The following is an 8,674-nucleotide window of genomic DNA, read 5'->3' as shown; positions in this document are numbered from 1 at the left end:
GGCCTACGGGGACAGGGGTGAGCCAGGGGATGCCGCGCAAGCTGCCGGATCTCAGTACGACGCAGCTGATCGCGAGCGCGGTGGCGACGGCGGTCGCCGCGCTGGGGGCGTCCTACCTGGGCGTGTACGGGACGATCATCGGCGCCGCGCTGATGAGCGTGATCTCGACGGCGGGGTCGGCGGTCGGCAAGCACTACCTCGACCAGGGCCGGGACCAGATCAAGGAGCTGACGCACCTGCAGTCGGCGGTGCGGCGGCGGACGGCGGCCGAGGGCGCGGCGGACGAGGCGACGAGCGCCGACCCGACCCGGACCGCGGTGTGGTCCGGTGACCCGAACGCGACCCGGTTCGACGCCCCGTTCGGCGACCCGAACGCCACCCGGCTCGATCCGTTCGGCGACCCCGGCGCCACGCGGCTCGATCCGGTGGACGCGGTCGCGGGCTCGCTCGCCGAGGAGGCGGGCGAGGACGCGGTCCGCGAGGTCGTCCGCCGGACGGCGTGGCAGAGCACGGTCCGGTGGGCCAGGGCGCACTGGGTGAAGCTGGCGGTGTCGTCGGCGGCCGTGTTCGCCATCGTCATCGGCGGGATCACGGCCTACGAGGCGGCCACCGGCGAGCCCATCGGCGGGGGCGGCGAGCGGGGGCTCACCGTCACCAGCGTGCTGGACGGCGGCGGCCGGCAGCCCGGTGGCACGCCCTCGCAGAACCCGTCCGACGGCCCCACCGAGCCCGGGACCACCCCGAGCGGGACGCCCGCGGACGGCACCCCTTCGACGGAGCCGACCACGCCGGCGCCCCAGCCGACCGACGGGCCGACCGGGCAGCCCACGCAGCAGCCGACGACGACGGTGCCGACGGCCCCGGAGACGACGGCGCCGACCGACGGACCGCAGGACGGCGGCCAGAACGGCGGCACGGGCGGAGGCGGAGGCCAGGGCGGCGAGGGCGTGCAGCCCCCGCAGACCCCGGCCGGCTAGTCGCCGAACACCTGCCGCGTGTACGGGTTCGCGAAGCGGCGCTCGGGGTCGAGTTCGTCGCGCAGGGCGCGGAAGTCGCCGAAACGCGGATAGACCTTCTCCAGGTAGAACGCGTCGCGCGTGTGGAGCTTGCCCCAGTGCGGGCGCCCGCCGAGCGTGGTCAGCAGGTCCTCCACACCGCGGAAGTAGTCCTCGTGCGGGTCGCGGTGGTAGACGTGCACGGCGATGAACGCGCTCTGCCGCCCGTGGGCCATCGACAGCCAGGCGTCCTCCTGCGGCAGCAGGCGGACCTCGATGGGGAAGCTGATCCGCCAGTCGCGCTTGGCGAACAGGGAGCGGAGCTCGCGCAGCGCCGGGACGAGCTCGCCGCGCGGGATCGCGTACTCCTGCTCTTTGAAGCGGACCGTCCGCGGGCTCGTGAAGACTTTGTAGGACGTGTCGCTGTAGGTGCGCGCCCCGAGCGCTTTGGCGGAGATGCGGTTCACGAACGGCGTGGCGGCGGGCGCCAGGTGCGTGACCTTGTTGATGAGCCCGAAGACACTGTTCGACAGGAACTGGTCGTCCATCCAGTACCGGAATCCGGACAGCGGCTCGGCCGGGCCCTCGACGCGGTTGTTGCGCTTGGTCAGGCATCCCTCGGTGTGCGGGAACCAGTAGAACTCGAAGTGCTCGTTGGCGGCGTCGAACTCGTCCACGCGCGAGAGCACCTCGTCCCATTTCATGGGCTCCTCCTGCGCGCGCAGGACGAACGCCGGGACGGTCCGCCAGGTGACGGCGGTGACGATGCCGAGCGCGCCGAGACCCGCGCGGGCCGCGTCGAACAGGTCCGGGCGCTCCTGCGGGGAGCACGTCACGGCGGTGCCGTCGGCGAGGACGAGGTCGAGCGCGGCGACCTGGGAGGCGAGCCCGGCGCTGTCGCGTCCCGTCCCGTGCGTGGCGGTCTGCAGGGCTCCGGCGACCGTCTGCTCCTGGATGTCGCCCATGTTCGCCAGCGCGAGGCCGTGCTCGTCCAGGACGCGGTTGAGCGCGTGCATCGGGAGCCCGGCCTCGACCGTGACGAGCCCGGTGGCGGTGTCGACGGAGCGGACGGCGGTGAGCGCCGTCGGGCGCAGCAGGACGCCCTCGGCGACCGCGGCGCCGGTGAAGGAATGCCCGGTGCCGGTCATGCGGACGGTGCGGCCCTCGGCCGCGGCCGACCGCACCGCCGCGGCCACCTCGCCGGCGGTGCGCGGCGTCACGACGCGTTGCGGTGTGGCCTGCTGGTTTCCCGCCCAGTTCTGCCACGTTCGGGTGTTCTCGGGGGACATGCGGCGACTCTACTCGGCAATCGATTGTGAGGAAAGTTCACGTTTAGGGGCCGGGACGGGGTAGGGATCCGGCGATAACGTACGATCCCGTAACCACGGCTGGGTAACCGTCCGTAGCGAGACTCGTTGGGAAAAGTTGTGGCTTCTCCATCAGCATCACGCACCGGCCCCGTCGCGGGAGCGTCCGGCGATGGCGAGGCGCGCGGCGCCCGCCCGCCGGGCCCCGGCCCGAAGCGGCCGCGGCCGGAGAAGAAGCGGCGCGGTCCGCGCGCGAACGCGCCGGGGCGGCGGGGCGGCCGGGCGCTGCCGTTCCTCATCGGCGGCATCGCCGTCCTCGCCGTCGCCAGCACCTCCGGCGGCGTCTACGCGGCGCTGACCACCGAGCAGCAGGCGGAGCCCGCCGCGTCCGACGGGCCGCGGGAGCCGCCGCCGAGCGCCGGCGACCCGGTCAACGTGGCCACCGGCGGCCAGGTCGCCCCGCTGCGCCGGGTGGTGCCGCCGGACGTGCTCGCGGTCGGCGCCGGCTCGATCCCCGCCGCCAAGATCAGGCAGATCGCGAAGCTCGGCCGGGTCAAGGACGTGACGGCCGTCGCGGGCGGCGCCGTCCAGCTCCAGGGCCGCCAGGTGAACGCGTTCGCCGTGGACCCGTCGGCGTTCCGGTCCTGGACGCCGCCCGGCACGGCCAAGAAGACCGAGCTGTGGGAGGCGCTGGCCGGGGGCAAGTTCGTGGTGTCGCCGGCCGCCGCCGAGCAGCTGCAGCTCACGACCGGCTACCAGTACCCCGTGGTGGGCCGGACGATGCCGAACCTCGTGATGGGCGGCTCCGGCCCGCTCGGCCTGCCCGGCATCGACATGCTGCTCGACAAGGAGTCCGGGGAGGAGATGGGGCTCGTCCCGAACGTGGCGGTCCTCGTCAACGCGCCCGGTGTGAGCCCTGCGAAGGTCGTCAAGGCCGTCTCGAAGGTGCTCGGCCCCGGCACGGACGTGCTCAACCTGCACGAGAGCAAGTACCAGTCGTCCGGCGGCGGGCGCTCCGCCGGCTACCTGGACCTCTACAAGCAGGCCGCGACGACCTGCCCCGGCCTGTCCTGGACGGTCCTCGCCGCCATCGGCCAGGTGGAGAGCGACCACGGACGCAACGCCGGCCCCTCCAGCGCGGGCGCGCTCGGCCCGATGCAGTTCATGCCCGCGACGTGGAAGGCGTACGGCGTGGACGGCGACAGGGACGGCAAGGCCGACATCATGAACCCCTTCGACGCCATCCCGGGCGCCGCCAAGTACCTGTGCGCCAACGGCGCGGGGCGCGGCGGCAAGCAGCTCTACCGCGCGGTGTGGCACTACAACCACGCCGACTGGTACGTCCAGAAGGTCCTCAACCTGGCCAAGGCGTACGCGGCCCGGTACGAGTGAGCCCGGCGGGGGCTGGTTGGATGGAGGCATGACGTCGTACGACGCGTTGCTTCTGCTGTCCTTCGGGGGACCGGAGGGGCCCGAGGACGTGATCCCGTTCCTGGAGAACGTGACCCGCGGCCGCAACATCCCAAGGGAACGCCTGGAAGAGGTGGGGGAGCACTACTACCTGTTCGGCGGGGTCAGCCCGATCAACCGGCTCTGCCGGGAGCTCAAGTCCGCGATCGAGGCGGACTTCGCGGCCCACGGCCTGGACCTGCCCGTCTACTGGGGCAACCGGAACTGGACTCCCTACCTCGCCGACACCGTCCGGCAGATGAAGGCCGACGGGGTCCGGCGGGCGGCCGCGTTCGTGACGTCCGCCTACAGCGGCTACTCCACGAACGACCAGTACCTCAACGACATCGCGCGCGCGCGTGAGGAGGTCCCGGGCGCCCCCGAGATCGACAAGCTCCCCGTCTACTGCGACCGGCCCGGCTTCATCGACCCGTTCGTGGACGCCGCCAAGGACGCACTGAGCCGCCTCCCCGAGGGCGCGCGCCTGGTCTTCACCGCGCACAGCGTGCCCTTGTCCCAGCCCGGCCAGGAGCTGTACGTCGCGGAGCTGGAGCAGGCCGCGCGCACGGTCGCCGACAGGGCGGCCCCCGGGGCGCCGTGGGATCTCGTCTACCAGAGCCGGAGCGGGCCGCCCGGCCAGCCGTGGCTGGAGCCGCAGATCACCGACCACCTGGAGAACCTCCAGGGCAAGGGCGTCCGCGCCGTCGCGGTCGTGCCGATCGGGTTCGTCTCCGACCACATGGAGGTCAAGTACGACCTCGACGTGGAGGCCGCCGAGCGCGCCGCCGGACTCGGGCTCGCGTTCGCCCGCGCCGCCACGCCCGGCTCCGATCCGCGCTTCGCCGCGCTGCCCCGCCACCTCCTGGGGGAGACCCGATGAGCGAAGCGAACCGGGGGGCGCGGGGGGTCGTCCCCCCGCATGGGACGGGGCTGAGCCTGGCGGACGAGCTGCTGGAGCTCGCCGTCGAGACCGCGCGCGAGGCCGGCCGGATGCTGGTCGACAAGCGCCCGGCGGACGGCCCGGACGTCGTGCAGACCAAGTCGTCCCCGACCGACGTCGTCACCCAGATGGACCGCGCCGCCGAGCAGCTGATCATCGAGCGGATCCGGGCGCGGCGCCCCGACGACGCGTTCCTCGGCGAGGAGGGCGGCACCCGCGCCGGGGGCAGCGGCGTCCGCTGGGTGGTCGACCCGATCGACGGCACCGTCAACTACCTGTACGACCTGCCCGACTGGGCGGTCAGCATCGCCGCCGAGGTGGACGGGACGGCCGTCGCCGGCGCGGTGGAGCTGCCGCGCCGCGGTGAGACGTACACGGCGGTCCTCGGCGGCGGCGCCCTCCAGCACTCGGCGTCCGGCACCCGCGAACTGCGCGTGAACGCCGAGGTGCCGCTCGGCAGGGCCCTGGTCGCCACCGGGTTCGGCTACGACGCGGTGCGGCGCGCCGGGCAGGCGCGGGTGCTCACCGGGGTGCTGCCGAACATCCGCGACATCCGGCGCGGCGGCTCCTGCTGCGTGGACATGTGCGCGCTCGCGGCGGGCCGGGTCGACGCCTACTACGAGCGCGGCGTCCAGGCGTGGGACATCGCCGCCGGCGGGCTGATCGTCCGGGAGGCGGGCGGACGGGTCGAGGGGCTGCACGGGGCGCCCGCGGGCCCTGAGCTGACCGTGGCGGCCGGACCGGGCACGTTCGAGGCCCTGCACGCCCTCCTCGCCCCGCTCGACCCTGCGCGCGACTGAGCGGCGGAGAGCCCGGGACGGCGGGCCGTCCCGGGCTCCTCGGCAGGGGTCGCGCCGAGCGGCGCGCGGCGGGTCAATCGCAGCGGGGTGGTTCGACGCCGATGTCGTTGTTCGCTGCGATCCGGCGCAGTTCGCTGATCTCCTCCCGGCGGATGTCCGCCAGGTAGGCGTCGCCCTCTGCGTGGGCGGTGCGCAGCGACGCGTACGCGTCATCGAGCCGCTGCTGGATCATGCGTGACAGCTCGCCCATGGGCCTCCTCCCGGATCGTTTCCATGCCCTACCCAGACCTAAGCTGAAAGCAAACCTGTTCGCGGATGCAATTTTCGCGGATTCTTGCGTCGTTGAGGTCACCGCACGGCGTAAGCCGAGATGAACGCCCGTTTACGAGCGTCTTACGGCGCCCGTGGCATATCTGAGGGCCTGGGGCCGACCGCGCCCGATCAGGAGGGGGACCTTGTGCGTGTACTAGTCGTCGAGGACGAGCGGGTGCTCGCCGACGCGATCGCCACCGGCCTGCGCCGGGAGACGCTGGCCGTGGACGTGGCCTACGACGGCGCGGGCGCGCTGGAGCGGGCCGGCGTCAACGAGTACGACGTGATCGTGCTCGACCGCGACCTGCCCAAGGTCCACGGCGACGACGTCTGCAAGCAGCTCGTCGCGCAGCGCTACCCGGCGCGGATCATCATGCTGACCGCCGCGGGCGAGCTGGACGACCGGGTCGAGGGCCTGTCCATCGGCGCGGACGACTACCTCGCCAAGCCGTTCGCGTTCGCCGAGCTGATCGCCCGGGTGCGGGCGCTCGGCCGGCGCGCCGCCGCGCCGCTGCCGCCCGTCCTGGAGCGCGCCGGGATCACCCTCGACCCGGCCCGCCGCGAGGTCGCGCGGGACGGCCGCCCGGTCGAGCTGACCCGCAAGGAGTTCGCGGTCCTGGAGGTGCTGCTCAGCGCAGACGGCGCCGTCGTCAGCTCCGAGCAGCTGCTGGAGAAGGCGTGGGACGAGCACATCGACCCGTTCACCAACGTCGTCCGGGTCACGATGATGACGCTGCGCAAGAAGCTCGGTGACCCGCCGGTCATCGAGACCGTGCCCGGCGTGGGGTACCGGCTGTGACGGCGCAGCCCCCCGGCGACGACGACACCCGTCCGAGCGCCGCGCCGGACGGCGGCGCGCAGGCGACCCAGCCGACCGCGCTCCCGGGCGGGGGCCCCGGCGGCCCCGGCGGTGAGGGCGGCCGGCGCGGCGGCCGGTGGCGGCGCCCCGGCCCGCAGCAGGTCCCGCAGCCGCCGCCGGCCGCGAAGGGCATGTGGCGCGCGGACGGCGGCCCGCTCACGGCGCTGCCCGGCCGGATGAGCGTGCGGCTGCGCCTCACCCTGCTGTACGGGCTGCTGTTCTTCATGGCCGGCGCGCTGCTGCTGTTCGTGATGTCGTTCCTGATGGCCAACATCCTCGGCAACGTCAAGGTGATCGGCTACGGCCTCACCGACGCCGAGTCCGCGGAACTGCAGCGCCAGTTCGTCGAGCAGACGATGAAGCAGCTGGTCGGCCGGTCGCTGCTCGCGCTCGGCGGGGTGGGCGTCATCACGCTCGTGCTCGGCTGGTTCGTCGCCGACCGGGCGCTCGGCCCGCTGCAGCGGGTCACCACGACCGCGCGCCGGCTGTCGGAGAGCACCCTGCACGAGCGGATAGCGCTGGAGGGCCCGGACGACGAGATCAAGGAGCTGGCCGACACCTTCGACGCGATGCTGGAGCGTCTCGGGCAGGCGTTCGACTCCCAGCGCCGCTTCGTCGCGAACGCCTCGCACGAGCTGCGCACGCCGCTGGCGATCAACCGGACGCTGCTGGAGGTCGCGCTCGGCGACCCCGAGGTGTCGGACGACCTGCGCACGGTCGGCAAGACGCTGCTGGCCACCAACGCCCGGCACGAGCGGCTCATCGAGGGGCTGCTGCTGCTCGCCCGCAGCGAGCGGGAGCTGACCGCCCGCACCCCGGTCGACATGGCCGAGGTGGCGGCGACGGTGCTGGAGCAGTCGGCGCGCCGCGACCACGACAACGACGTGACCGTCCACCCCGAGCTGACGCAGGGGACGGCGCTCGGCGACCCGGTGCTGCTGGAGCACCTGGTGTCGAACCTCGTCGAGAACGCGATCAAGCACAACGAGGCGGAGGGCGGCGAGCTGTGGCTGCGCGCCGGCATGCTCGACGGCTACGCCACCGTCCAGGTCGAGAACACCGGGCCCGTGGTGCCCGCCTACGAGGTGGAGCGGCTGTTCGAGCCGTTCCGGCGGCTGAACGCCGACCGCGTCGAGTCGTCCAAGGGCGCGGGGCTCGGCCTGTCGATCGTCCGCTCGGTGGTGCTCGCGCACCGCGGCGCCGTCTACGCGGCGCCCCGCCCGGGCGGCGGGCTGATCGTCACCGTCCGGCTCCCGCCCGGCTGACGGCGGCACGGCGCGCGGACATCCCCGTGCCCGCCGGCGCCCCGGCGAGCCGAACGCCCTGACCGGCCTCCAGGAGACCGGTCAGGGCGTTCGGCTCGAACGGGATCACGCCCCGGGCGGGGTCACGCCTTGGACACCGTCCCGTACGCGGAGGGGCTCGGGTCGGACTGTTCCTGCCGCCACTCCCACCGCATCGAGTCGCCCGAGGACTCGGTGAAGATGATGTAGCCGGCGGCGCACTCCTTCTCGTCCATCCCCGCCATGGGGGTCTCCCGGTACTCCACCTTGCCGTTGCTGTCGGACAGCAGCGCCAGACGCGTGTAGCACTTGTCCTGCGCGCCGGACGGGTAGGTGTACGTCGCGACGCCCGACGAGTAGATCAGCGAGAACTTGACCTCGAAGCGCGTGTGCCCGGCGCCGGCCCCCGGCTGGTTCCCGTCGCCGGTGAAGTTGCCGACCAGGCCGCCCGTCGTGCGCGGCGTCGGGGTGTCGTCGTCCGGCGGCGTGTAGGTGCTGGTCGGGTACGCCGTCGGGAACGGGTCCGGGTCGTCCTCGGTGTTGGCGCCGATGATCGCCAGCACCACCACGACCAGGATCACGATCAGCGCCAGCGCGCCGCAGCCGATCGCGATGATCGGCCCGGTGCTGGACCGCTTCGGCGGCCCGTAGCCCGGCCCCGGCGGCATCGGCATGCCCGGCTGCCCCATCCGCTGCTGGCCCATGTTCGGCGGCGGAGGGGGAGGGGGC

Annotated in this window: 8 protein-coding genes and 1 pseudogene; 6 read left to right on the top strand and 3 right to left on the bottom strand. The window is 73.5% G+C overall.

The window, feature by feature from the left end:
• On the top strand, positions 1–977 hold a 977-nt coding region (locus E1284_RS35465), incomplete at its 5' end, for a hypothetical protein (protein ID WP_207924133.1).
• On the opposite strand, the gene E1284_RS35460 is transcribed toward E1284_RS35465, so the two are convergent.
• Complete coding sequence (locus tag E1284_RS35460; RefSeq protein ID WP_131944533.1) at positions 974–2,284, bottom strand: D-arabinono-1,4-lactone oxidase; 1,311 nt, start codon at positions 2,282–2,284, stop codon at positions 974–976. The genes E1284_RS35465 and E1284_RS35460 overlap by 4 nt on opposite strands.
• A 138-nt stretch (positions 2,285–2,422) precedes the next feature.
• Here E1284_RS35460 and E1284_RS35455 point away from each other — a divergent pair, with 138 nt between their 5' ends.
• From E1284_RS35455 to E1284_RS35445, 3 genes are read left to right on the top strand one after another with little or no spacing between them, the layout of a single operon-like run.
• Entirely contained in the window at positions 2,423–3,694 is a 1,272-nt protein-coding gene (locus E1284_RS35455) for a lytic transglycosylase domain-containing protein (RefSeq protein ID WP_131944532.1), read from the top strand.
• Between the two features lie 28 nt (positions 3,695–3,722).
• On the top strand, positions 3,723–4,631 hold the full coding sequence (locus E1284_RS35450; RefSeq protein WP_131944531.1) for a ferrochelatase: 909 nt from the start codon (positions 3,723–3,725) through the stop codon (positions 4,629–4,631).
• Positions 4,628–5,491 (top strand): inositol monophosphatase family protein, encoded by an 864-nt coding sequence (locus E1284_RS35445; protein ID WP_165965550.1) that lies wholly within the window; start codon positions 4,628–4,630, stop codon positions 5,489–5,491. The genes E1284_RS35450 and E1284_RS35445 overlap by 4 nt, the downstream gene beginning before the upstream one ends.
• 73 nt (positions 5,492–5,564) lie before the next feature.
• On the opposite strand, the gene E1284_RS42040 is transcribed toward E1284_RS35445, so the two are convergent.
• Positions 5,565–5,741, bottom strand: a complete 177-nt coding sequence (locus tag E1284_RS42040; protein ID WP_165965549.1) for a hypothetical protein — start codon at positions 5,739–5,741, stop codon at positions 5,565–5,567.
• Between the two features lie 207 nt (positions 5,742–5,948).
• Between E1284_RS42040 and E1284_RS35440 the strand changes: the two genes are divergently transcribed.
• Together E1284_RS35440 and E1284_RS35435 are read left to right on the top strand one after the other, a co-directional pair.
• Positions 5,949–6,602, top strand: coding sequence for a response regulator transcription factor (locus E1284_RS35440; protein ID WP_131944530.1), 654 nt, complete (start codon positions 5,949–5,951; stop codon positions 6,600–6,602).
• Entirely contained in the window at positions 6,599–7,927 is a 1,329-nt protein-coding gene (locus E1284_RS35435) for a sensor histidine kinase (protein WP_243714944.1), read from the top strand. Before E1284_RS35440 ends, E1284_RS35435 begins: the two co-directional genes overlap by 4 nt.
• Before the next feature lie 122 nt (positions 7,928–8,049).
• Here E1284_RS35435 and E1284_RS35430 read toward each other — a convergent pair.
• Positions 8,050–8,674: pseudogene (locus tag E1284_RS35430) on the bottom strand (serine/threonine protein kinase); the annotation flags it as partial.

It is taken from the genome of Actinomadura bangladeshensis (assembly GCF_004348335.1).
In the GTDB taxonomy this organism is placed as follows: Bacteria; Actinomycetota; Actinomycetes; order Streptosporangiales; family Streptosporangiaceae; genus Spirillospora; species Spirillospora bangladeshensis.
Note: the sequence above shows the minus strand (reverse complement) of the source record. Positions and strands in the feature narration are given on the sequence as shown.

Bases quoted from the DNA above. Each gene is read 5' to 3' on its own strand.
- E1284_RS35450 (WP_131944531.1), top strand. From the start codon at position 3,723: ATGACGTCGTACGACGCGTTGCTTCTGCTGTCCTTCGGGGGACCGGAG.
- E1284_RS35445 (WP_165965550.1), top strand. From the start codon at position 4,628: ATGAGCGAAGCGAACCGGGGGGCGCGGGGGGTCGTCCCCCCGCATGGG.
- E1284_RS42040 (WP_165965549.1), bottom strand. From the start codon at position 5,741: ATGGGCGAGCTGTCACGCATGATCCAGCAGCGGCTCGATGACGCGTAC.
- E1284_RS35460 (WP_131944533.1), bottom strand. From the start codon at position 2,284: ATGTCCCCCGAGAACACCCGAACGTGGCAGAACTGGGCGGGAAACCAG.